The sequence below is a fragment of the Amycolatopsis sp. ATCC 39116 genome (assembly GCF_000231075.2).
GTDB lineage: Bacteria > Actinomycetota > Actinomycetes > Mycobacteriales > Pseudonocardiaceae > Amycolatopsis_E > Amycolatopsis_E tucumanensis.
The window spans coordinates 60,381-82,718 of the sequence record NZ_AFWY03000026.1; the positions used below are offsets into that span (position 1 = coordinate 60,381).

The following is a 22,338-nucleotide window of genomic DNA, read 5'->3' on the forward strand; positions in this document are numbered from 1 at the left end:
TTCGTGTTCATCGGTTGTGCTCAGTCGGCAGGCCGCGCCCCTGACGCGTTCCCCGCTGGAAGGCCGACATCGAGTTCTGGGCCTCCTCGGGGCTGCGGGTGTGCCTGGGCTTGCTGGTTTTCGGGGTCTCCTGCTCGTTCAGCTGGAGCTGCGGCACGAGGTTCGCCTGTCGCTGGCGCCGGGGCAGCGGTGGGCGCGTGCTGCGCGAGGAACCCGACGGCCGCTCACGCGGCGCCGGGGTCTGCGGCCGCTCGGCGGCCACGACCGGCGTCACCGGTTCGAACGCGTCGAAAGTCGGTGCGGCGGCGGGTTGCGGGACCGGCTCCGGCTCCTCCTCGGGCCACTGCCGGTGGCCGCCGTCGGCCTTGCGGGGCAATCGCGGCACGGGATCCTGCGCCGGTTGCGGGACGAAGTCCGGCCGCACCGCCTGGTGCCTGCCCGTGCGCGCGGCCGCGGAGGACAGCTGCTGCTGCGGCACCGTTTCCTCCATCTCGGTGGCGGACAACGGGATGAGCACGATCGCCTTGATCCCGCCGTAGGCGGACTCCTGCAGGCTGACCGTGATCTCGTGCCGCTTCGCCAGCTGCCCGGTCACGAACAGACCGAGGTGCCGCTGTCCCGCCAGCGCCATGGCCTGGAAGTCCGGCGGGTTGCGCAGTGTCTCGTTGAGACGCTCGCGTTCCTCGAAACTGATGCCGAGCCCCTGGTCCTCGACCTCGACCACCACGCCCTTGCCGACGATGTTGCCGCGCACGGCCACCGGGGCGTCCGGCGGCGAGAACGACGTCGCGTTGTCGACGAGCTCGGCCAGGAGGTGGATGAGGTCGGCGACCACGGAGCCGAGGATCTTCACCTCGGGCAGCCGGACCGCGCTGACCCGCACGAAGTCCTCGGTCTCGGAGATCGCGCTGCGGACGATCTCCTCCAGCCGCACCGGGTTGCGCCACTTCCGGCCGGGCTGGCCACCACCCAGGATCAAGAGGTTTTCCGCGTTCCGCCGCGCGTGTGTGGCGAGGTGGTCGAGCTGGAACAGCAGCTCGAGGTGTTCCGGGTCGCCCTGCTTGGACTCGGCGACGTCGAGCACCTCCAGCTGCCGGTGCACGACTATCTGGCTGCGGTGGGCGATGTCCAGGAAGACCTTGTTGAAGCCGCCCCGGGTCTTCGCCTCGGCCGCGGCCGCGGCGACCGCGGTGCGTTGCGCGGTTTCGAAGGCTTCGGCGACCTGTCCGATCTCGTCGGTGCCGTGGTCGACCCTGGTCAGCTCCGCGTCGACGTCGACTTCCTCGCCGTCGGCGATGCGCGCCACCATCGCGGGGAGCTTCTCGTCGGCCAGTTCGAGGGTGTTCGTGCGCAGCCGCCGCAGCCGGCGCACCAGCCCGTTGGCCACGCGCACGGCGATGGCGAAAGCCGTGGCGGACAACACGAGCACGAGCGAGCCGGCGAGGATCGACTGCGTCAGCGACGTGTCCGCCGCGTCCTTGGCGAGGCCCTCGGCGTACCGGAAGTGGTCGCCCCACAGGCCGAGCAGCTCGGCGGACACCTGCTCCTCGGCGGCGAGCCAGCCGGCCACCGGGACGTCGGTCCTGCCGCGCTGGGCGAGGTCGTCCTCCACGGCCGTGGCGGTCCGCCACGCGTCGGAGGCGATCAGGCGTTCGTAACGCGCCTTCTCCGCGGGGGTCAGGCGGCTGATCAAGGCTCGGAGCTGGTTGCGGTAGGCGCCGGTCAGCTGGGCGACGACCAGCCGGTCCGGCACGCTCAGCGTCCCCCTGGCCATGCCGCCCGCGGCGAGACCGACCGCACGGGAATGCAGGTCGGTCACCCAGAACAGGTCGACCGCGGTCGTCTCCTCGGCGGCGGTCGCCGCGTCCGGGGTGGTGCGCGCCGACCCCTCCAGCCCGGTGATGACCACGCCGGCGAGCCCGGTGTAGAAGGCGTCGACGTCGGCGGCGCCGACGGCACCCGTGTCGATCCCCTGACGTGTCAACGTCATCTGGGCGGACAGCTCGGCGAACGCGGCGTTGGACTGCGAGACCGCGTCCGGGTTCAGGTTCTGCACCACCTCGGCGAGCCCGGCGATCTGGGCGAGCACCGCGTTCGTGGTGTCCCGCTGCGCCGCGAGCCCGGCCCGCGCCTGCTGGTCACCGCCCAGTGCCCGCAGGGAGATCGTGCGTTCCTGCTGCACCACCGACTCGAACTGGACCAGCGGGTCGATCGCCTGCCCGAGGTAGCCGGAGAAGTCCCGCGCCTCCAAGCCCTCCGAGATGAGGTAGCCGGCGACCGAAGCGCCCGTCACCAGCAGGGCGGCGCTGGGGATGAGCACGATCGCGAGAACGCGGTTGCGGATGCTCGTCGTCGATCTTCGGCGCGCGAGCACCCGCCGCCACCGTGGGCCCGCGTGGGATTCCTCTGCGGCTGATTCCTGCAACTGTTTCGCCCTGTCCGCTGAATTCGTGGCATCGGCTGACCCGGCGCCGGTGACGGCAAATCAAACCACACACTGATCGGTTACGGAACCCAGCCCCCGGGACAACGAAAACCTTCCACCGCAGGGGGAAGGCGTTTTCACAGGTAGAGCGCCCCCGTCGCAGCCCAGCACTGTTGGGCTCCCACGACGTCAGGGACGCGCGTGGATCGCGGCCAGCATCACCGGCAGCGGATGCTCCGTGACAACGGCGCGAACGTTGTCACGCAAGGCGTTCGCGACAGCCGCGTCGGACGAGACGTCGACCCCGTGGACGACCTCGGCCCCGGCGGGCGCTTCATCCGGGCGCCAAGCCGCGAGCGGCGAGACCGCACGCGCCCACTGCGTCAGAAGGCGCAGGTCGTCGTCGTCCACTTCGGACACTGCGCGGACCGGGAGCTCTCCCCGCAGCACCTCGCCGGTGTCGCCGCACACGGTGACCGTCCCGCCGTCGAGTGCGGTTACGGCGCCCTCACCGCACCCGACCACGCAGGGCACCCCGAGCTCGCGGCTGACCACTGCCGCGTGCGAGGTGGCGCCACCGACCTCGGTGACGATCGCGGCCGCGGCGAGCATTCCGTGCAGGTCGTGCGGGCTGGTCGTCCGGCGTGCGAGCACCACCGCAGCACCGTCGGCGGCACGGGCTTCGGCCTCGTCCGGATCGGTCACGACGATCCCGGCGCCCACCCCCGGGCACGCCGGCGTGCCGTGCGCCAGCAGGGCGGCCGCGGCGCGTGCGCCGGGGTCCAGGCCGGGCACCAGCACGGCTCGCACCTGGTCCGCCGTCACCCGGGAGACGGCTTCCGCCGGCGAGATGAGGCCCTCCCGGCCGAGTGCCGCGGCGAAAGCGACCGCACCGCGGGGAGAACGCTTCGCCGAGCGCGTCTGCAGCAGCCAGAGCCTGCCGCTCTCCACCGTGAACTCGATGTCCTGCACGTCGCGATTGCGCTGCTCGAGACGTCGCGCGTGGTCGAGGAGCCGGGCGTGAACCTCGGGCATGAGCCCGGCGAGCGCGTCCAGTGGCTCGGGCGCGCGGGCACCGGACACCACGTCCTCGCCCTGCGCGCGGGTCAGCCACTCGCCGAGCGGTTCCGGGTCGCCCGTGGACGGGTTGCGGGTGAACAGGACGCCGGTTCCGGAGCGCTCGTCGGCGTTGCCGAACACCATCGCCTGTACGGTGACGGCGGTGCCCGCCTCGTCGTCGAGCCCGTGCTTGCGCCGGTAGGCCACCGCACGGGGCGAACGCCAGGACCGGAAGACGGCCGCGATCGCGAGACGCAGCTGGTCCCACGGATCGGCCGGGACTTCCCCGCCGACGACTTCGGCGAAGAGCTTTTCGAAGCGGCGCTGGGTGTCGCGGGCGTACTCCGCGCCGCGGGTGCGCGCCAGTGCGTCCGCGATCTCCTGGGTCAGCCCCAGGTTGAGGACCGTGTCCATCATGCCGGGCATGCTCGTCGCGGCGCCGCTGCGCACGGAGACGAGCAGCGGCGCGCCGGCCGAGCCGAACCCCTTGCCGGTTTGTTGCTCCAAATGGCCCATCGCAGCACGGATTTCGGTCCACACCCCGTCGAGCACGGGGTCACCGCCGTCGAGGAACTCCCGGCACACCGCGGTGGGCACCGCGAACGCGGGCGGCACCGGGAAACCCGCGGAGATCATGCGCGCGATACCGGCTGCCTTGCCGCCGACGACCACGGGGTCCGGGTCGACGGAGCCGTCGAGGATCAGTACCCTCGTCGCTCCGTTCGCTGTCACACGCATGTCCGCTCCTGTGCTCGGGTGGCTCGAATCCCGCTCGGGGAGGGAAAAGCGGAAGCGTACTCGCCCACGGACCGAGGAGGAACCACCGATGACCGCCGACATCGCGGCGCCGCTGCTGCACGTTCTCCGCATCAGGGGACGCGCCACACCCGAGTCGCTCGCGGCGGCGCTCGGCTCCGCTCCGGAGCGGGTTTCGGCCACCCTGCTCGAACTGACGTCCCGCGGCCTTGCCGAGGACACTGGCAAGCCGCGACTGGGGTGGAAGATCACCGCGGCCGGCAGGCAGTCCGCGGAGGCGCGGATGACTGGGATCAGCCCGGAGGCCCGCGCGCTCGTCGCCGAGCACTACGAGGCGTTCCGGAAGCTGAACGACGAGCTGAAGCAGTTGTGCGCGGACTGGCAGGGCCGCGCCGAAACCCAGGGGACCGCGGACTTCGTCGCTCCGCTTGCCGCCGTGGACAGCGGAGTGCAGCGGCTCCTGGCGGAGATCACGCCGGGAGCACCGCACTTCGGCGAGTACAGCGCGCGGTTCACCCGCGCACGGGAGGCCTTCGAGTCCGGTTCGGACAGTCATCTGACCGGCGTCCTCGTCGACTCCTACCACAACATCTGGTTCGAGTGCCACGAGTCCTTCTTCATCACGCTGGGCCGCTCGCGGCAGGCGGAGGAGACGGCCTGAAGTCGCAGCGCGGCTACATCCGGGTCCGCGCGTACGTCTGGAGCGCGTCGCGGACGAAGGCTGCTTTCGTGGCGTCTTCGTACATGCCCGCGTAGCGGGGATCGTCGACGTACATGTCGCCGATGGCGTGCACCATTTCGATCGAGCGTTCCCGGTCGCCGTCGGCGGTGGGGGTGCCCGGGATCTGGCTCAGCCATTGGACGTGCCGGGCCGCGAGCGCCTGGGCAGGCTCCGAGGTTGCGGCGATCCCGCTCCGCGCCGCCGCGACCCAGGCTGCGACGAGGTCCTCGGCGGCCCGCTTCCACGCTCGCTGCTGGTCGAGGGTCTTGCCGTGCCACCAGTCGTTCGCCGCGCGGAACGCGCGCTCACCCCAGCGGGAGACCACCTCTTCCTCGTAGTGGTCGTTGAACCCCGCCAGCATGACGTCCATCTGCGGCTCCGCACCCGCCTCCAGGGCCTCGAGGGTGTGGCGCACCGACCCGATCTGCCGGTCGATGCGGTCCCGTTCCCCTTCCAGCTGAGCGATGTGGGCACGCAGCCCGTCGCACACGTCCACCTCCTCGGTCAGGACCCCGGCGATGACGGGCAGGCCCATCCCGAGCCGGCGCATGAGCAGGATCCGCTGGAGCCTCGCCACCGCGGTGGCGTTGTAGTAGCGGTAACCGTTGGCGCCGATCCGGGACGGGGTCAGGAGCCCGACGCGGTCGTAGTGGCGCAGTGTCCGGCTGGTGATGCCGGCCCGCGCCGCGAGCTCCTGGATGGTCCACTCCATGGTCGCAGTGTGTCACCCGCGCCCGAGGGTGGCGGCGATGATCTCCGACGCCTCGACGTGCAGGGCCTGCGCCGCGGTCTTCCCCGTCGCCTCCAGGTAGGTGTCGACCAGCCGCAGGCCCGCCGCGTACCCGCCGCCCATCGGCAACCCCACCGGGGTGACGCCCATGCGCTGGGCGCCGGGGTCACCGTGCACCCAGGCAGTGAAGTTCTCCATGCCCGTCACGTCGAGCCCGCTGAGCACCTTCGCGAACACCTCGTCGTCTTGCCGGTACGGCACGCCGATGCGGGCCGGGCCGAGGTCTTCGCCGTAGAGCTCCCGGGCGAAGGCGTCCGCCAGGCCCTCGCCGACCACGTGATCGCCGACGGTGACGGTCATCGGGTCCCACACGACCCCGCCGGGCGCCCACCGCAGGTTGTGGTGGAGTTCGTGCACGGCCGTGGCCTCCAGCCGCTCCACGTTCTCCGGGAAGGGCCAGAACGTGATCGCGATGTTGCCCGAGATGCCGCCGAAGCCGGTCAACCCCTTGCAGGGCCCCATGAAGTGCTGGTCACCCGGATCACCGAGCACGAACAGCACGGTGATGTCCGGGACCTCCAGCCCCGGGTTCGCCTCCGCCAGCACGGCGAGGGCGTCGTCGAGCGCGCGTTGCATCCGCTCCCAAGCCCCGGCGGCCTCCAGCGTGTCCAGCGCCGCGAGGCACCGCTCCTCGTCCCGGTCGATCGGGAACCCGGACGACTGGAGGTGCAGGGCCACCAGGTCGAGCTCGCCGGGGAAGTAGCGGTACATGCCCCGGTTGGCCTCGAGCATCGAACGCAGCAGCTCGGGGCGTTCGGCGACCGGGGCCCGCAGGATCCGGCGCATGGCGGAGCAGCTGTCCAGAACAGTGATCGACATGGCAGCGACGTTAGAAGTTGACGCTGCGTCAAAGTCAACTCCCGCTCCAGCGGGTGCTCACGGGATTCTGTGGAAGTTGCCTACCGGTGCGCCGTGCGAGTGAATCACGTCGGTCGATTCGAGCGTGGTACGGGCGCACCTGCGTGCTGCCGGCGCCCGGAAAAGTGGCTGCACGCCCGCCGTCGAGGCGCTCGGGGTCGCCCGGATCGGACCAGGCAGACCGCGATCCCGACCCGACGCGGTCGTCGCCTACCACGAAGCCGAACCAACCATCGCCGCCATCATCCTCCGGCTCCGATGACTTGCCGGACGCTTCCTAGACGGGCCAGGTCACCGGAAGCGCTTTCACACCGCGGATAACGCCGTAGGTTCGTTCCGGCTCGAAGCCCTCCGGGAGCGTGAACTCCGGGATCGCCGCGAGGAACTCTTCGCAGATGACCCGCAGTTCGACCCGCGCGACGTGCAGGCCGAGGCAGCGGTGGGCGCCTGCGCCCCAGCCGAGGTGCGGGCGGCGCGGGCGGCCCAGCCGGAACTCGTCGCCGTCCGGGAAGTGCTCCTCGTCGCGGTTGCCCGAACCCCACGTCAGCAGCATCCGGTCGCCGGGGCGCAGCGGGACGCCCGCCAGCTCCGTCTCGCGCACCACCGTGCGGCCGGTCGCGGCGACAGCCGACTCGTGCCGCACGCTTTCCTCCACCAGCTGCGGGATCAGCCCCGGCTCGGCGGCGACTCGCCGGCGCAGCGCGGGGTCCTGCGCGAGTTCGAGCAGGATGCTGGCCAGCTGGTCCGTCGTCGTCAGGTTGCCCGCCGCGATCAGCAGGAACGCGAACTTCAGCAGCTCGTGGTCGCTCGCGAGCCTGCCGTTGATCTCGCTGTTGACCACCGACGTGAGCACGTCCGATCCGGTCTTGCCGCGCCGGGACCGGATGTGCGCCAGCAGGAACTCGGTGTACTCGCGGCCGATCGCCTCCGCGGCTGCGGCACTGTCAGCCGCCGCCAGGCCGTGCACGAGCGCGGCCAGCGTCGGCCGCTGCTCCTCCGGCAGTCCCAGCAGGGACGCGATCACCAGCGGCGGGATCTTCGCGCACAGGTCCGGCACCAGGTCCGCCTGCCCACGCGGCGCCAGCCCGGCCACGACTTCCCGCGCCACGCGCCGGATGTAGTCCTCGTGCCCGGCCGCCGCGGGCGGAGTGAAGAACGGCTGCAGGTGGCGGCGCCAGCCCGCGTGCTCCTCCAGGTCCTGCTCGAACAGCGGCGCGATCACCCCTCCGGTCTCCGGCGCCACGACCACGGCGCCGACCTCCGCCGCGGAGGAGAAGGTGTCGCCGTGCCGGGCCACGTGCCGCAGGTCGTCGAACCGCGTCACGACGTACATCCCGCCGTGCGCCTCGCTGTGCGCCACCGGGCACGTCTTCCGGAACGCTGCCAGCGTCTCGTGGATCGTCGCGGCCTGGGCCGGGTCGAGGTGGTCGAAGGTCCGGGCTCGGTCCCGCACCGGGTCGGCGGTCGCCGGATCACTGGACTGGCTCACGTCGCTCAACAATCCACACTCGCCCAGCTCGGGGCAAGGAAAAGCCTCCATCCGGACTAGTGTGATCCACTGCCGCGCACGCAGCGTCACCGGGAGCGGAAAACCGGTTTGTGCCAGGGCGCGGCGCTCGTATGCTGATCTCCGCACGCCGGCCACTTCGGACAGGCCCGGTGCGCAGGCGAGGGTTACTTCTGGTCCACAGGTTCGACTCCTGCCCTCCCCTCGGGAGGTGAAGACCTTCACCGACTCCCTTCTCGGGCCTGTCCGAGGTCGCCGGCTCTCCCCTTCCCCCTGCGAGGCCGGCATGTCCAAGTTCAACCTGCTCCGCCGAAGACCGGCGGCCCGATCCCCGATCGTCACGATCGCGGTGCCCGGACTCGTCAACCACCAGGGTGGCGCCGGTCACGTCCGCGACGCCAAATCGGAGCTGTTCCTGCTCGCGGTCGCGAACATGGTCGGCGAGGACACCTTCTACGAGGCCGCGGACGACCGCGACAGCCGGTACGCCGGCCTGGTCCGCCGCGTCGCCCTGGACGATCCACAGTGGACGGCCCGGTTCCTGCGCTGGCTGCGCACCGAGGCGAACATGCGCTCCGCGTCGCTCTTCGGCGCGGCCGAGTTCGTCAAGGCACGCCTGGACAACCACGTGGACGACGGTCCGTCGAACCGGGCCGTGGTGACGAGCGTCCTGCAGCGCGCGGACGAGCCGGGTGAGCTCATCGCGTACTGGTTCGCGCGGTACGGCCGCCGCCTGCCCAAGCCGGTCAAGCGCGGGATCGCCGACGCGGTGCGCGTGCTGTACGACGAGCGGTCCTTCCTGAAGTGGGACAGCGGCAACCGCGGCGTGCGGTTCGCCGACGTGCTGCGGCTGGTGCACCCGGCGCCGCGGGACGCCGTGCAGGACGCGCTCTTCGAGCACATCCTGCGCGACGGTTCGCCGCCGCCGGAGCTGACCGTGCTGACCCGGCGGCGGGCGCTCATGGCGCTCCCGGCCGACCAGCGCCGGGCTGCACTGGACCCGGCGGAGCTGCGCGCGGCGGGCATGACGTGGGAGGCGCTGGCCGGGTGGCTGCAGGGGCCGCTGGACGCCGAGGCTTGGCAGGCCGTCATCCCGGGCATGGGGCACATGGCGCTCCTGCGCAACCTCCGGAATTTCGACCAGGCCGGCATCCCGGACGAGGTGGCCGACCGGGTGGCGGCGCGGCTCGCCGATCCGGACCAGGTGGCGCGGTCGCGGCAGTTCCCGTTCCGGTTCCTGTCCGCCTACCGCTCCGCGCGGTCGCGGTGGCACGCGGCTCTGGAGCGTGCCCTGGACGCGTCACTGGCCAACGTGCCCGCCCTGCCTGGGCGGACGCTGATCCTGATCGACCGGTCCGCCTCCATGTGGACGCGGGACCGGCGCTCGTCCGTCACGTTCGCCGACCAGGCGGCCGTGTTCGGGTGCGCGCTGGCGGTGCGGGCGGAGAAGCCGACGGTCGTGGTGTTCGGCTGGGACAGCCGCGAGGTCGAGGTTCCGCGTGACGGCGCGCTGCTGCCGTTCGTGGAAAGCCTCGACATGTACTCGGCCACGAACACCGCGGCGGCGGTGCGCAGGCACTACCGCCGGCACGACCGGGTCGTCCTCCTGACCGACGAGCAGTCCGCGACGGCGGACGCGTCGGCCGGGTTGCCGCGCCGGGTTCCGCTGTACGTGTGGAACGTCGCCGGGTACCGCTACGGCGGCACGCCGTCCGGGCTGGGCAACCGGCACACGTTCGGCGGGCTGACCGACGCGGCGTTCCGGATGATCCCGCTGCTGGAAGCCGGCCGCGTCGCGCGCTGGCCGTTCTGACCCGGGGCCGCCGTCAGTCGGCGGCCTCGGGCGCCCAGCGCTGCCCCATCCGCCCGGCGCGCCACACCACGAGCGCGACCAGCCAGGTGACCGCGAACAGGCCGACCAGCAGGTACCCGACGTCGGCCAGGTCCATGCTCGCCGCCCAGGCCAGCGGTCCGCTCGTCACGTTCAGCCGCTCCGCGAGCAGGCCGAGCAGTTCGATACCGCCGATGACCAGGGCGACCGCGACCGACAACGCGGTGACCGTGAGGTTGTAGAACACCTTCCGCACCGGCGTGACCAGCGCCCAGCCGTAGGCGAAGTTCATGAACACCCCGTCCGCGGTGTCCAGCAGGCTCATCCCGGCCGCGAACAGCACCGGCAGCGTCAGCAGCGCGTACCAGGGCAGGTCGAACGCCGCCGCGCCACCGGCCAGCACCAGCAGCGACACCTCGGTCGCGGTGTCGAACCCGAGCCCGAACAGCAGGCCGAGCGGGTACATGTGCCACGGCTTGCGCACCGACCGCGCGACCCGGCCCAGGATCCGGTTCAGGAAACCGCGCTCGTCCAGCCGCCGCTCCAGTTCGGCCTCGTCGTAGTCGCCGGCGCGCATCCGCCGGAACACCGCGGCGATGTGCCGCAGCGCCACCAGGTTCAGCACCCCGATCAGCAGCAGGAACCCGCCGGACACGAGCGTGCCGATCAGGCCGGTCACGGCGTGCAGCGTCGAGCCGTCCGAAGTGACCTGCCCGGCCAGCGCCCGCACCCCGAGCCCGAGCAGCAGGCACAGCCCGAACACCACGCTGGAATGCCCGAGCGAGAACCAGAACCCGACCGACAGCGGGCGCCTGCCGTCCATCATCAGCTTGCGGGTGGTGTTGTCGATGGCGGCGATGTGGTCGGCGTCGAACGCGTGCCGCATGCCCAGGGTGTACGCCGTGACGCCGAGGCCGATGCCGAACACCCCCGCCTGCCCGATCGCGTAGTGGCCGGGCACCACCAGCAGCACCAGCGTGCCCCAGCCGATCACGTGCAACAGGGCCACCGTCACGGCCATCCCGGTGATGCTGCGCCTGCCCTGCCGGTCGAGGACCGCCATGTCCCGCTCCCTCCGCCGCTCCGGCCTCGTCGCCGGTACCAGCACCGTCGCAGCCGGGCGCCGGCGGCGGCACTGCCCGATCGGAGGGGACGGCGCCGGTCAAGGGGTGAGAACCTGTCCGATCGGACAGGTGCGGGCAGCCACCCGGACAGTGTGTCGGCCGTCACCTCAGGGGGTAGCGTCGAGGCGGTCGAAGGACGAGGAGCACCCCATGCCACGACTGTCCGACCTGCCGAAACTGCCCGGCGCCGTGGCCGTCGCTGTTCTCGCGGACAGCCCCCGTCACGTACCGTGGGAGCGGTCGCCGCGCCGCCGCGGGGACCGTGAACCGCGGGAGGTCGCCGTGACGGGCAGGGTCCTCGACAAGTCCGAGCGCCTCACCGGACCGTGCGTCGCACGGACCCGGTCCGAGCCCGCCGAGCTGGCCAAGTTCCACGTGCCGGAAGTCGTGTTCGGCCCGGGTTCGCTCGCCGAACTCGGCCACGCCGCCCTGCGGGTGGGCGCGCGGCGCCCGTTCGTCGTCACCGACCCCGGCCTGATCGAGGCCGGCTGGGTCGACGAGGCGGAGAGCCACCTGCGGCTGGCCGGGCTGCGGCCGGTGGTGTTCTCCGGTGTCACCCCGAACCCCAAGGACCACGAGATCGAGGCCGCCTACCAGCAGTACGCCTCGGTCGGCGCGGACGTGATCATCGCGGTCGGCGGCGGGTCGTGCATCGACGCCGCGAAGGGCGTGGCGATCCTGTCCGGCAACGGCGGCACGATCCTCGGCTACGCCGGGGTGGACAAGGTGGTGCAGCCGATCCCGCCGCTGGTCATGGCCCCGTCGACGTCCGGCACCGGCGCGGACGTGTCGCAGTTCGCGGTCGTCACCGACACCACGCAGCACACCAAGATCACGATCATCAGCCGGACGCTGGTCCCGGACATCTCGATCGTCGACCCGCGCCTGCTCATCACGATGCCGGACGAGCTGAACGCGGCGACCGGGCTGGACGCGCTCACCCACGCGGTCGAGTCGTTCGTGTCCCGCGCGCACAACCCGCTGACCGATCAGCACGCGCTGCACGCCGCCACGCTCATCACCCGCAACCTGCTGCACACGATGGTCCACCCACGGGCGGCCGACCCGCGCATCGCGATGGCACAGGGCGCGCTGGAGGCCGGGATGGCGTTCACCAACGCGATCCTCGGCATCACCCACGCGATGAGCCACCAGGTCGGCGGCCTGCTGGACGCCCCGCACGGCGTGCTGAACGGCGTGCTGCTGCCGCATGCGATCCGCTTCAACGCCGCCACCGAGCCGGAGCGGTTCGTCCCGCTGGCCGCGGCGACCGGGATCGACGTGGCCGGCAAGCCGGCGGACGAGGTGGCCGAGCTGTTCGCCTGCCGGGTGCGGGAGCTGGCCGACGCCGTCGGCGTGCCGCGGGGGCTGGCCGCGCTCGGCGTCACCGAGGCCGACATCGACACCCTGACCCGCACCACGCTGCAGGACGCGTGCCTGGCGACCAACCCGCGCACGGCGAGCGCGGCGGACGTGGCGGCTCTGTTCCGGCAGGCGCTGTAGACCATGACGACGGAGAACTACCTCGGCGCGCTGACCGGTGTGCGATCGGGCAAGCGGTCCTTCTACCCGGAGTACGTGCGCACGGCGGAGCGGCTGGAGCGCGCGGTCGGCGCCCTCGACCGCATCTCCCGCGCGCTGGTGCGCACCGGTGAAGGCCCCCGGGCGCTGGTCGAGGCGGTGGTGCGGGCCGCCGCGGAACACGTGCACGCGGACTGGCTGCTGTTCGCGGTCGCCGACGGCGCGCTGCGCGCGGCACGGCCGCGGTTCCTGCTGCTCACCGGCGGCGAGCTGGTCGAGGACGAGCGGCTGTTCCCGCCCGACGCGCTCGCGCACCTGCGGATCCTGCGGAGCAGGCCGTGGGAGGCCGGGGACCCCGCCGAGTCCGGGGTGCGGGTGCCGATGACCCTGGACTGCGAGCCCGTCGGCGGGATCGCCGCCCGGCCCGCGCCCGGCATGGACATCGCCGACACCGACCTGGCGGTGCTGCGGGTGCTGGCCAACCAGGCCGCGGTCGCGCTGCACAACTCCTACCTCGTGCACGCCACCATGCAGCTGCGCGGGCGGACCGAGGCGCTGTCCGAAGCGGCCGAGCAGCAGGCCCGCGACCTGGCCGCCCGCAACGCCGAGCTGCAGGAGACGCAGCGCAGGCTGATCGAGGTGATGCAGCGGCAGGCGCTCGACGACGAGCGGCACCGGATCGCGCGCGAGCTGCACGACAGCGTCACGCAGGACGTCCTGTCGGCCGGGATGATGATCGAGATCTGCCGCGCCGAGATGACCGAGCCGGGTGCGGACCTCGCTGCGCTACGGGAGAAGCTCACCGGGGCGAAGGACCTGACCCGGCACGCGGTGGAACGGCTGCGCGCGGCGATCTACGCGTTGCACCACTCCGAGTCCGAGCCGTCCGGCTCGCTGCCGGTGCTGCTGGAACGACTGTCCACAGTGCACCTGCCGACGGACCTGACGGTGAGCGTGTCGGTGCACGGCGAGCCGGTCCCGCTGCCCGGCGAGGCCGAGCACTCGCTGCTGCGCATCACCGGCGAGGCGCTGTTCAACACCGTGATGCACACCAACGCGGCCCGCGCGCGGATCCGGCTGGACTACCGCGCGGACTCCATCCGGCTGTCCATCGCCGACGACGGGGACGGTGATCCGGCGCAGCTGCGCCGGATGCTGCGGCTGTCCTCGGCGACGGATCTGGCGGGTGCGCACCGCGGGCTCGCGAACATGCGGGCACGTACCGAGGAACTGGGCGGGACGCTGTCGATCCGGCGGTCCCGGATCGGGGGGATCCTGTTGCTGCTGGAGATACCGCTGCCGCTGGACACGGAGGCGGCGTGATGATCACGGGTGAGCGGACGTTGAAGATCGTGCTGGTGGACGACCACGCCATCGTCCGGCAGGGGTTGCGGTCCATCCTGGAGCGCGAGGAGGACATCACCGTCATCGGGGAGGCGGCCACGGCGGCCGAAGCGCGCGCGGTGGTCGAGCGGACCCGTCCGGACATCGTGCTGCTGGACCTGAAGCTGTCGACCGGCTCCGACACCGAGGGCTTGGAGATCTGCTCGGAGCTGACCGCCCGGTACCCGGACCTCGGCGTCCTGGTGCTGACGACGTTCCTCGACGACGCGCTGGTGGTGGAGGCGATCCACCGCGGCGCACGCGGTTACGTGATCAAGGACGTGGACACGACCGGGCTGGTGTCGTCGATCCGGGCGGTGGCGCGCAACGAGAGCGCGTTCGACTCGCGGTCCGCTTCGGCGATGGTCCGGTCGATCCGCACCGCGCCCGAGGAGCCGGTGCTGACCAGCCGCGAGCAGGGGGTGCTGGAGCTGCTCGCACGCGGGCTGAGCAACCGCGACATCGGCTCGCGGCTGTTCATCTCCGAGACGACGGTGAAGTTCCACGTCCGCAACATCATGCGCAAGATCGACGCCTCCAGCCGCGCGGAAGTGGTGTACGAGGCGAGCAAGCGGGGCCTGATCTGAGGCACCGGGCGGGGTGGCCCGCCCGGTGCCCCGGCCTCAGCGCAGGACCGGACGGCCCAGCGGCAGGCCGCGACCGCCGGTCGCCGTCGACAGGGCGCCGGCGAACAGGTAGACGCCGACCGCGGTGAAGGCGAACACGACGTACCCGCCTGCGGTGGTGGCCGAGGTGGAACCGCTCACGGTGCCGTAGAGCACCAGCGCGAGCGCGATGTCGATCAGCGTGAACAACAGCGTGAACGCGGCTGGCAGGCGCAGGGTCCCCAGCGTCAGCAGGACCACCGTGACCAGCCAGGCGATCAGGAACAGGCCCTGCGTGGCGACCGCGGCGTCGGCGGTGATGCCGAACCAGCCGTGGATCAGGCCGAGCACGAGCGCGGCGTAGCTGAGCCAGAAACCGGTGAACACGCCGAAGACGGCGGCCACCGCGTTCTGGCCCAGCGCGGCCGCCCAGATGGCGGCGACCAGCTGGCCCAGGCCGGTGGCGGGCAGGATGATCGCGATGGACGCGCCGACGGCGCCGGCCGGGACGTACCCGGTCAGCACCAGGCCGAGCGCGATCGCGCCGACGATGAAGGTGGGCACCCCGATCAGGGCCGGATCGCCCGTGATCTCGGTGCGGACGGGGGCTTCGGTGGCAACGGCAGTGGTCATCGTGTGCTCCTCGTTGAGCGGTAACGCGGTCAGGCGGGACGGCGGTCCAGGATCAGCCAGCCACCGTGGAAACCGGAGACGCGGTGGCGCCATCCGCTCGCCGACCCGAGTCCGGTGAGCGTCGCGAGGTCGAAGCGGCGCACGTGACCGTAGTCGGCGTTGGGGACCTCCTCGAAGGGGACGGCGACGACGACCCGGGACCGGGCCAGCCGCTGGGCCTCGGCCAGCACCGCGGCGCCGGTCGCGGGATCGAGGTGCTCCAGCAGGTGCACGACCGTCACGGTGTCGACGCACCGGTCCGGCAGCGGCACCCGCGCCGCGTCGCACACCATCGTGCGCAGCGGTGTGTCCATGGCGGCGGCGACCGTCTCCAGCACCCGCATGGTTCCGGCCACGATGTCGGAGGCGATCACGGTCGTGCGCGGGCGCTGCGCGAGCATCAACGCGAGGAACCCGAAGCACGAGCCCAGGTCCAGCACGCTGCCCGGCGGCACGAGCCGCAGCACCCGCGCGTACACCGGCGCGATCCCCGCGATCAGTCCGGGCGCGGTGCGGGGATCGCGCAGGTGCTCCAGGGTGTTGGCGTAGAAGGTTTCCCAGGCGCGGGCCGGGTCGGGCACGGTGCTGCGGACGACGCCGCAGAACACGCGCTCGAAGATGTCCTGGCCGCACAGCCAGCCGGGCGTGAACAGCTCGTCGATCAGCAGCGCGGTCAGGCCGTTGTGCAGCTGGTCGGGACGCAGGCAGTGGCTCACCTCGATGCGCCGCCCGGCGCGGTGCAGCCGGAAGTGCGGGGTGCGCACGACCGCGGACCGCCCGTCGTCCTCGGCGCGCACCACGCGCACCAGGTCGTCGAGGTACTCGGCGACCGGGAACGGCGCGAGCGGGTCCAGCGCGGCGGTCATCGGGTCACCAGGTCCAGCGCGACGCGGTCCAATCCGGACAGATCGCGGACGACTCGGACCTTGCTGCAGTACTCGGCGTAGGCGGGCAGGTCGCAGCCGCCCAGGCCCCACGAGTAACGCGGCTCCGGGGTGAGCCAGATGGTCTCCCGCGCGCGGCGGGAGATCTCGGCGAAGGCGCCCAGGTTCGGGTCGTTGCCGTTGCCCCGCCCGTCGCCCAGCACCAGCACGGTGGTCCGGCGGGTCACGGCCGACGAGTGCTCGGCCAGGAACTCGCCGAACGCGGCGCCGTAGTTCGAGTTGGCGTCCACGTCGAGGACGTCGCCGCCGAAGATCAGGCCGAGTGCGCGCTCCACCGGGTGCTCGGCGAACAGCTCGGTGGTCTCGGCGATGTCGTCGACGAACGCGAACGAGCGCACCTGCGCGAACAGGTTCTGCAGGCCGTGCACCAGGTGCAGGGTGAACCGCGCGGTGGCCCGCACGGACAGGCTGACGTCGGCGAGCACCACCAGCCGTGGCCGGTCCTCCGCGCGCCGCACGGTGACCGGGCTGAACGGGATGCCGTCGAAGCGCATGTTGCGGCGCATGGTGCGGCCCGGATCGACCCGGCCCGCGCTGGCGATGCGCCTGCGGTGCGTCAGCGCGCCGCGCAGCGACGACGCGAGCCGGCGCAACGACTCCTCCAGTTCTGCTCGCTCGCTCTCCCCGGCCTGGTCGACGTGGGCGGCCCGCTTCTCCCGCGTCTCGACGACCGTGTTCTCCAGCTCCAGCAACGCTTCGAGGTGCCGTTTCAAGGCCTCCGGCAGGTTCTCCAGCACCCCGGCGAGGCGGCGGCGCAACTGGGCTGCGTCGTCCTCGTCGCCGTCCGCGGCCTGTTCGAGCCAGCCGAGCAGCGCGTCCTGCTCGGCGATGCTCAGCTCGGCGTCCACCTTCGTGCCGGTCTCCTGGGACAGCCGGCCGGGCGCGCCCGCGCCGTGCAGGCGGTCGGTGTCCAGCTGCACCCGGTAGCCGGCGTCGCCGGCGACGGCGTTGTCCGTGGAGAACACGATCTCGTCGGTCATCGAGGCGAGGTCGATCTTGTTGGCCTCCTGGTGCAGGTTGTACTGCTGCGCCAGGTCCGACTGGTCGAAGAAGTCCCGGATGTCGCTGGGCTTGCCGTGCTCGTGCCCCTGCTGCGGGGTCTCGCTCGGCTCCTCGGAGAGGGTGAAGCTCTCCAGCTCGCCGGTGTCGGACAGGTCGTCGTGGCTGTGCCCGTGGCCGTGCCCGTGCTCGGACGGCCCGACCCGCACCAGCGCGAAGAAGGCGTCGAAGATCTCGTCGAACGCCGGGTCGTCGCGGTGATCCTTGACGAGCGCGAGCCGCAGCGCCTCCTTGAGCACGGCGCGGTCGGCGAGGATGCCGGGCTCGGCCGCGCAGCGCAGGGCGTCGATGGTCTCCGGCACCGAGATGCGGACGTCCCGCAGCCGCAGCAGCCGCACGAACCGGTGCAGACTGGCCTCCATCGCGTGTCCCTAGGACCGCCGGCCGAACGACCGGCTGCCGCGGTCGGCGCTGACCTTCGGCGCCTCGTGCGAGTGGCCGTGCCCGTGTCCGTGGCCGTGGCCGTGGCCGTGCAGGGTCTCGGGCACCTCGGCGTTCGGGTCGACCAGCCGCGGCAGGGCTTCGAGGGCCTTGCGCACGTCCTTGTCGTACTTCACCACCACCGACACGGTGTCCGACAGCACCGGCGCGGTCAGCTCGTCGACCCCTAACACGGCGAGCGTGCGCGCCCAGTCGATGGTCTCCGAGATGCTGGGCGACTTGCGCAGTTCCAGCTCACGCAGGCCGCGCACGATCTCCACGAGCTGGCGGGCCAGCGCCTCGGGCAGGCCGGTGTCCTTGCTGCGCACGATGTCCAGCTCACGCTCCGCCGACGGGTAGTCGAGGAACAGGTGCAGGCAGCGGCGTTTCAGGGCGGCGGCGAGGTCGCGGGTGTTGTTCGAGGTGAGGATCACGTACGGGCGGTTGCGGGCGGTGAACGTGCCGATCTCCGGCACCGAGATCTGGTACTCCCCCAGCATCTCCAGCAGCACCGCCTCCAGCGCCTCGTCGGCGCGGTCGATCTCGTCGATCAGCAGCACCACCGGTTCCTCGGAGCGGACCGCCTCCAGCAGCGGGCGCGCGGCGAGGAAGCGTTCGGAGAAGAACACGCTCTCCTGCGCGCCGATGCGGTCGACCGCGTCGTGCAGGTCCGGCGCGTCGGCCACGAGCTGGCCGATCTTCTCGCGGAGGATCTGGGTGTAGAGCAACTGCTTGCCGTAGTCCCACTCGTAGAGCGCGCTGGCTTCGTCCTGGCCCTCGTAGCACTGCAGGCGCAGCAGCCGCCGCCCGGTGGCCGCGGCGAGCGACTTGGCCAGCTCCGTCTTGCCGACGCCGGCCGGGCCCTCCAGCAGCACCGGCTTCTCCAGCCGGGTCATCAGGAACACCATCGTCGCGAGCCGGTCGTCGGTCAGGTAACCCTGCGCCGCGAGCGCCTTCCCCGCCTCCTCGACGGAGTCGAATGCGGTCACGCCAAACCCTCCTCGGTAGGGGTGCCGGGGGCGGCCCCGTCCAGCCCGCCCCCGGCGGTTGAGTCAGCTGAGCAGGTCGTCCAGGTCGCCGTTCATGCAGTGATCGACGACGGGGCGGACCGTTTCGAAGGTGCATTCCTTGGCGTTGCCCGGCGTGCAGGCGTCGCCGAGGACGTGGTTCGTGATGCGGTCCACGTCCTCGTCGTCGCCCTTGATGACGCTCGCCTGCTCGTAGAACTTCGTCGGGCCCTGGCCGAGCCGGTTCTTCGAGTAGCTGTCCTGGGTGACGTCGGTGAACTTCTCCGGGATGCCCACGTCGCGCAGCAGCCGGATCGCGGCCGCCAGAGCGGCGTCCGCCGCCTGCACGTCGGTCATGCCGTGCGTGTCCACGCCCATCGCCTCGGCCATGTCGGCGAACCGCTTGTACGCCACCGGCATGTTGAACGCCCACACGCGCGGCAGGGCGATCGCGTTGTTCAGGCCGTGGTGGGTGTCGTAGAAGGCGCTGACCGCGTGCGAGATGGAGTGGATGATCCCGAGCCCGCCGGAGTTGAACGCCTGCGCGGCGATGTACTGCGCGTACATCATGCCCTCACGGCCGGACAGCTCACTCGGGTTCCAGGTGGCCTGGCGCAGGTTCTCCGCGGTGAGCTTGATGGCCCGCAGCGCGTTGCCCAGCGACGGCTCGAAGTTCAGCCGCGACACGTACGGCTCGGAAGCGTGGGCCAGCACGTCGAAACCGCACTGCGCGGTGTAGTCGATCGGGCAGCTATAGTACAGCACCGGGTCGTCGATCGCCAGCGTCGCGACCGAGGCGTCGTCGAACGCCACGTACTTGTGCGGGTTGTCCGGGTCGGTGGTGGTGTCGGTGATGACGTAGGCCCACGACGTCTCCGAGCCGGTGCCGGCGGTGGTGGACACCGCGATGTGCGGCGGGTTGCGCGGGTTCTCGGACTTGTTGAAGCCCTCGAAGTCGTTGACGTTGCGACCGTCGTGCGCGACCGAGATGCGGGCGCCCTTGCAGGCGTCGTGCGAGGAGCCGCCGCCGATGGAGACGAAGCTGTCACACTTGTTCTCCTGGTACAGCTTCACCGCGTCCATGACGTTGTAGTCCTTGGGGTTGGACTCGACCTTGTCGTAGAGCACGACCTCGAGCCCGTGGTACTTCATCGACTCGGTGATCTTGTGGACGATGTCGGACCCGCGCAGCCCGCTCGTCATCACCAGTGTCTTCTTGAAGCCCAGCTTCAGCGCCTCCGGGCCGATCATCTCGTGGGCCCCGGGGCCGAGGAGCGCCCGCGGGAACGGGTGGAACTCCTTGATGGGGAACGGCTTCAGCAATTCGTCGACCTGCATGACGCACTTTTCCTTCCTGCGCGACGAGCGACTGTGGTGACGCGCACACCGAAGCTAGCTCCCCTGGCACGGCGCGGAAACGCTTGTGGCGCAATACTCCTCGCCCGGCACGCGACTCAGCACGACCGGCGGGGCGCGCACCTGCCCGATCGGACAGGTGCCCGTGGACGCGAAAAAGGCCCGGACGCGGGGTCCGGGCCTTCTTCGCGGTTCTTCAGTTGTCCAGCAGGGCCAGTTCTTCGTCGGTGAGCAGGCGGGACCGGATCAGGAAGCGCACGCCTTCGGGCGCCTCCAGCGAGAACCCGCTGCCCCGCCCGGCCACGACGTCCACCGTCAGGTGGGTGTGCCGCCAGTAGGCGTACTGGTCGGCGCTCATCCAGAACGGTGTGCCGTCGCCGACGTGGCCGAGCAGCACGTCCGAGTCGCCCACCCGGAACTCGCCGTCCGGGTAGCACATCGGTGCGCTGCCGTCGCAGCAGCCGCCGGACTGGTGGAACATCACCGGTCCGTGCTGCTCGATCAGCCGGCGCAGCAGGGCGACCGCGGCCCCGGTCATCGAGACCCGTTGCACCATCAGAAGAAGCCGAGCTTCTTGGCCGAGTAGCTGACGAGCAGGTTCTTGGTCTGCTGGTAGTGGTCCAGCATCATCTTGTGGGTCTCGCGCCCGATGCCGGACTTCTTGTAGCCGCCGAACGCCGCGTGCGCCGGGTAGGCGTGGTAGCAGTTCGTCCACACGCGACCGGCCTTGATGCCGCGGCCGAGCCGGTAGGCGGCGTTGCCGTCGCGCGTCCACACGCCGGCGCCGAGGCCGTACAGGGTGTCGTTGGCGATCTTCAGCGCCTCGTCAACGGAGTCGAACGTCGTCACCGACACCACCGGACCGAAGATCTCCTCCTGGAAGATCCGCATGTCGTTGGTGCCGCGGAAGATCGTCGGCTCGATGTAGTAGCCGCCGGGGTGCTCGGCGACCTCGCGAGCGCCACCGCCCGCGAGGACCTCGGCGCCCTCCTTCTTGCCGATGTCGATGTAGGACAGGATCTTCTCGTACTGGTCGTTGCTCGCCTGCGCGCCGATCATCGTCGACGGGTCGAGCGGGCTGCCGCCGCTGATGGCCTTCGTGCGCTCGATGCAGCGGCCGATGAACTCGTCGTAGATCGCCGAGTGGACCAGCGCACGCGACGGGCAGGTGCACACCTCGCCCTGGTTGAGCGCGAACATCACGAAGCCCTCGACGGCCTTGTCCAGGTAGTCGTCGTCGGCGTCGGCCACGTCGGGCAGGAAGATGTTCGGGCTCTTGCCGCCCAGTTCCAGCGTCACCGGGATGATGTTCTCGCTGGCGTACTGCATGATCAGCCGCCCGGTGGTGGTCTCACCGGTGAACGCGATCTTGGCGATCCGGGAGCTGGACGCCAGCGGCTTGCCGGCCTCGATGCCGAACCCGTTGACGACGTTGAGCACACCCGGCGGCAGCAGGTCGGCGATCACCTCGATCACCTTGAGGATCGACGCCGGGGTCTGCTCCGCGGGCTTGAGCACGACGCAGTTGCCTGCCGCCAGCGCGGGCGCGAGCTTCCACGCGGCCATCAGGATCGGGAAGTTCCACGGGATGATCTGACCGACCACGCCCAGCGGCTCGTGGAAGTGGTAGGCGACCGTGTCGGCGTCGATCTCGGCGATGCTGCCTTCCTGCCCGCGGATGGCGCCCGCGAAGTAGCGGAAGTGGTCGACGGCCAGCGGCAGGTCGGCGGCCAGGGTCTCGCGGACCGGCTTGCCGTTCTCCCAGGTCTCGGCCACCGCGAGCTCCTCGAGGTGGTCCTCGATGCGGTCGGCGATCTTGTTCAGGATGTTGGCGCGCTCGGTGGTCGAGGTGGCGCCCCACTTCTCGGCGGCGGCGTGGGCCGCGTCGAGGGCGAGGTCGATGTCGGCCGCGGACGAACGCGCCACCTCGCAGAACACCTTGCCGTCGACCGGCGACGGGTTCTCGAAGTAGCGTCCCTCGGCCGGTGCGACCCAGTCACCGCCGATGAAGTTGTCGTACCGCGCGGCGAAGCTGACGACACTGCCGTCGGCACCGGGCTTGGCGTAGGCCATGGAAGCACTCCATTCACTCGATCACATCGGTGTGATGGGTGCCACCGTGCCGTTTCCGAGTTGGGGAAACGTTGGGATCCTCGAAGTCTGGCGGCTTGCGTAGCGGTGCCGGTAGCGGAACCTGAGGCGGCCCCTCGCTGTGGGATCGCCTCCTCATGAACGCCGGTTCACCACGTCGGCGCTGTCCTCGCGAGGAGCCACCTCAGAACCCGCGGCGGTGCAAGCTG

The 22,338-nt window shown here is 71.2% G+C and carries 18 protein-coding genes; 5 read left to right on the top strand and 13 right to left on the bottom strand.

From position 1 onward, the window contains the following. Positions 1 to 7 precede the first annotated feature (7 nt). Positions 8 to 2,374 (bottom strand): ATP-binding protein, encoded by a 2,367-nt coding sequence (locus tag AMY39116_RS0324350; RefSeq protein ID WP_020420238.1) that lies wholly within the window; start codon positions 2,372 to 2,374, stop codon positions 8 to 10. Between the two features lie 240 nt (positions 2,375 to 2,614). Next, positions 2,615 to 4,222, bottom strand: coding sequence for a pyruvate, phosphate dikinase (locus tag AMY39116_RS0324355; protein WP_020420239.1), 1,608 nt, complete (start codon positions 4,220 to 4,222; stop codon positions 2,615 to 2,617). Between the two features lie 88 nt (positions 4,223 to 4,310). Here AMY39116_RS0324355 and AMY39116_RS0324360 point away from each other — a divergent pair, with 88 nt between their 5' ends. Next, positions 4,311 to 4,901, top strand: a complete 591-nt coding sequence (locus AMY39116_RS0324360) for a hypothetical protein (protein ID WP_020420240.1) — start codon at positions 4,311 to 4,313, stop codon at positions 4,899 to 4,901. A 13-nt stretch (positions 4,902 to 4,914) separates the two neighbouring features. Here AMY39116_RS0324360 and AMY39116_RS0324365 read toward each other — a convergent pair whose 3' ends face one another. The 3 genes from AMY39116_RS0324365 to AMY39116_RS0324375 form a co-directional block, all read right to left on the bottom strand. Further along, a complete protein-coding gene (locus tag AMY39116_RS0324365) occupies positions 4,915 to 5,673 on the bottom strand; it encodes a MerR family transcriptional regulator (protein ID WP_020420241.1) in 759 nt (252 codons plus the stop codon). A 12-nt stretch (positions 5,674 to 5,685) separates the two neighbouring features. Beyond that, positions 5,686 to 6,570, bottom strand: a complete 885-nt coding sequence (locus AMY39116_RS0324370; RefSeq protein ID WP_027936197.1) for a DUF2268 domain-containing protein — start codon at positions 6,568 to 6,570, stop codon at positions 5,686 to 5,688. Between the two features lie 316 nt (positions 6,571 to 6,886). Beyond that, on the bottom strand, positions 6,887 to 8,098 hold the full coding sequence (locus tag AMY39116_RS0324375; protein ID WP_020420243.1) for a cytochrome P450: 1,212 nt from the start codon (positions 8,096 to 8,098) through the stop codon (positions 6,887 to 6,889). A 304-nt stretch (positions 8,099 to 8,402) separates the two neighbouring features. Between AMY39116_RS0324375 and AMY39116_RS0324380 the strand changes: the two genes are divergently transcribed. Next, entirely contained in the window at positions 8,403 to 9,929 is a 1,527-nt protein-coding gene (locus AMY39116_RS0324380) for a TROVE domain-containing protein (protein ID WP_020420244.1), read from the top strand. Positions 9,930 to 9,942: 13 nt separating this feature from the next. On the opposite strand, the gene AMY39116_RS0324385 is transcribed toward AMY39116_RS0324380, so the two are convergent. Continuing rightward, positions 9,943 to 11,010 carry a HoxN/HupN/NixA family nickel/cobalt transporter gene (locus AMY39116_RS0324385; RefSeq protein ID WP_020420245.1) on the bottom strand — a complete coding sequence of 356 codons (1,068 nt, stop codon included), beginning with the start codon at positions 11,008 to 11,010 and terminating at the stop codon, positions 9,943 to 9,945. Between the two features lie 211 nt (positions 11,011 to 11,221). Here AMY39116_RS0324385 and AMY39116_RS0324390 point away from each other — a divergent pair, with 211 nt between their 5' ends. Genes AMY39116_RS0324390 through AMY39116_RS0324400 form a run of 3 tightly spaced genes read left to right on the top strand, consistent with a single transcriptional unit; the run spans position 11,222 to position 14,562 of the window. Then, positions 11,222 to 12,574, top strand: a complete 1,353-nt coding sequence (locus tag AMY39116_RS0324390; RefSeq protein WP_020420246.1) for an iron-containing alcohol dehydrogenase — start codon at positions 11,222 to 11,224, stop codon at positions 12,572 to 12,574. A 3-nt stretch (positions 12,575 to 12,577) separates the two neighbouring features. Continuing rightward, a complete protein-coding gene (locus tag AMY39116_RS0324395; protein WP_020420247.1) occupies positions 12,578 to 13,915 on the top strand; it encodes a sensor histidine kinase in 1,338 nt (445 codons plus the stop codon). Continuing rightward, the gene (locus AMY39116_RS0324400; RefSeq protein ID WP_027936198.1) at positions 13,915 to 14,562 is read left to right on the top strand and encodes a response regulator transcription factor; all 648 of its coding nucleotides are present in this window, start codon (positions 13,915 to 13,917) and stop codon (positions 14,560 to 14,562) included. Before AMY39116_RS0324395 ends, AMY39116_RS0324400 begins: the two co-directional genes overlap by 1 nt. Positions 14,563 to 14,598: 36 nt before the next feature. On the opposite strand, the gene AMY39116_RS0324405 is transcribed toward AMY39116_RS0324400, so the two are convergent. The 7 genes from AMY39116_RS0324405 to adh all read right to left on the bottom strand — a co-directional run bounded on the left by AMY39116_RS0324405 (position 14,599) and on the right by adh (position 22,111). Beyond that, positions 14,599 to 15,213: an acetate uptake transporter family protein gene (locus AMY39116_RS0324405; RefSeq protein WP_020420249.1), complete on the bottom strand. Its 615-nt coding sequence runs from the start codon at positions 15,211 to 15,213 to the stop codon at positions 14,599 to 14,601. A gap of 29 nt (positions 15,214 to 15,242) precedes the next feature. Continuing rightward, the gene (gene mftM / locus AMY39116_RS0324410; protein WP_020420250.1) at positions 15,243 to 16,118 is read right to left on the bottom strand and encodes a mycofactocin oligosaccharide methyltransferase MftM; all 876 of its coding nucleotides are present in this window, start codon (positions 16,116 to 16,118) and stop codon (positions 15,243 to 15,245) included. Next, complete coding sequence (locus AMY39116_RS0324415) at positions 16,115 to 17,617, bottom strand: VWA domain-containing protein (protein WP_020420251.1); 1,503 nt, start codon at positions 17,615 to 17,617, stop codon at positions 16,115 to 16,117. Before AMY39116_RS0324415 ends, mftM begins: the two co-directional genes overlap by 4 nt. Positions 17,618 to 17,626: 9 nt before the next feature. After that, positions 17,627 to 18,664 carry a MoxR family ATPase gene (locus AMY39116_RS0324420; RefSeq protein ID WP_020420252.1) on the bottom strand — a complete coding sequence of 346 codons (1,038 nt, stop codon included), beginning with the start codon at positions 18,662 to 18,664 and terminating at the stop codon, positions 17,627 to 17,629. 63 nt (positions 18,665 to 18,727) lie between these two features. Beyond that, complete coding sequence (gene mdo, locus AMY39116_RS0324425) at positions 18,728 to 20,020, bottom strand: NDMA-dependent methanol dehydrogenase (protein ID WP_017984507.1); 1,293 nt, start codon at positions 20,018 to 20,020, stop codon at positions 18,728 to 18,730. 214 nt (positions 20,021 to 20,234) lie between these two features. Further along, positions 20,235 to 20,594, bottom strand: coding sequence for a DUF779 domain-containing protein (locus tag AMY39116_RS0324430; RefSeq protein WP_027934342.1), 360 nt, complete (start codon positions 20,592 to 20,594; stop codon positions 20,235 to 20,237). Continuing rightward, a complete protein-coding gene (gene adh / locus AMY39116_RS0324435) occupies positions 20,594 to 22,111 on the bottom strand; it encodes an aldehyde dehydrogenase (protein WP_020420254.1) in 1,518 nt (505 codons plus the stop codon). Before adh ends, AMY39116_RS0324430 begins: the two co-directional genes overlap by 1 nt. Between the last annotated feature and the right edge of the window lie 227 nt (positions 22,112 to 22,338).

What these genes read in the sequence shown, in the direction of transcription:
- AMY39116_RS0324355 (WP_020420239.1), bottom strand. Translation starts at nt 4,222, where the DNA reads ATGCGTGTGACAGCGAACGGAGCGACGAGGGTACTGATCCTCGACGGC.
- AMY39116_RS0324360 (WP_020420240.1), top strand. Translation starts at nt 4,311, where the DNA reads ATGACCGCCGACATCGCGGCGCCGCTGCTGCACGTTCTCCGCATCAGG.
- AMY39116_RS0324365 (WP_020420241.1), bottom strand. Translation starts at nt 5,673, where the DNA reads ATGGAGTGGACCATCCAGGAGCTCGCGGCGCGGGCCGGCATCACCAGC.
- AMY39116_RS0324370 (WP_027936197.1), bottom strand. Translation starts at nt 6,570, where the DNA reads ATGTCGATCACTGTTCTGGACAGCTGCTCCGCCATGCGCCGGATCCTG.
- AMY39116_RS0324380 (WP_020420244.1), top strand. Translation starts at nt 8,403, where the DNA reads ATGTCCAAGTTCAACCTGCTCCGCCGAAGACCGGCGGCCCGATCCCCG.
- AMY39116_RS0324385 (WP_020420245.1), bottom strand. Translation starts at nt 11,010, where the DNA reads ATGGCGGTCCTCGACCGGCAGGGCAGGCGCAGCATCACCGGGATGGCC.
- AMY39116_RS0324390 (WP_020420246.1), top strand. Translation starts at nt 11,222, where the DNA reads ATGCCACGACTGTCCGACCTGCCGAAACTGCCCGGCGCCGTGGCCGTC.
- AMY39116_RS0324395 (WP_020420247.1), top strand. Translation starts at nt 12,578, where the DNA reads ATGACGACGGAGAACTACCTCGGCGCGCTGACCGGTGTGCGATCGGGC.
- AMY39116_RS0324400 (WP_027936198.1), top strand. Translation starts at nt 13,915, where the DNA reads ATGATCACGGGTGAGCGGACGTTGAAGATCGTGCTGGTGGACGACCAC.
- AMY39116_RS0324405 (WP_020420249.1), bottom strand. Translation starts at nt 15,213, where the DNA reads ATGACCACTGCCGTTGCCACCGAAGCCCCCGTCCGCACCGAGATCACG.
- mftM (WP_020420250.1), bottom strand. Translation starts at nt 16,118, where the DNA reads ATGACCGCCGCGCTGGACCCGCTCGCGCCGTTCCCGGTCGCCGAGTAC.
- AMY39116_RS0324415 (WP_020420251.1), bottom strand. Translation starts at nt 17,617, where the DNA reads ATGGAGGCCAGTCTGCACCGGTTCGTGCGGCTGCTGCGGCTGCGGGAC.
- mdo (WP_017984507.1), bottom strand. Translation starts at nt 20,020, where the DNA reads ATGCAGGTCGACGAATTGCTGAAGCCGTTCCCCATCAAGGAGTTCCAC.
- AMY39116_RS0324430 (WP_027934342.1), bottom strand. Translation starts at nt 20,594, where the DNA reads ATGGTGCAACGGGTCTCGATGACCGGGGCCGCGGTCGCCCTGCTGCGC.
- adh (WP_020420254.1), bottom strand. Translation starts at nt 22,111, where the DNA reads ATGGCCTACGCCAAGCCCGGTGCCGACGGCAGTGTCGTCAGCTTCGCC.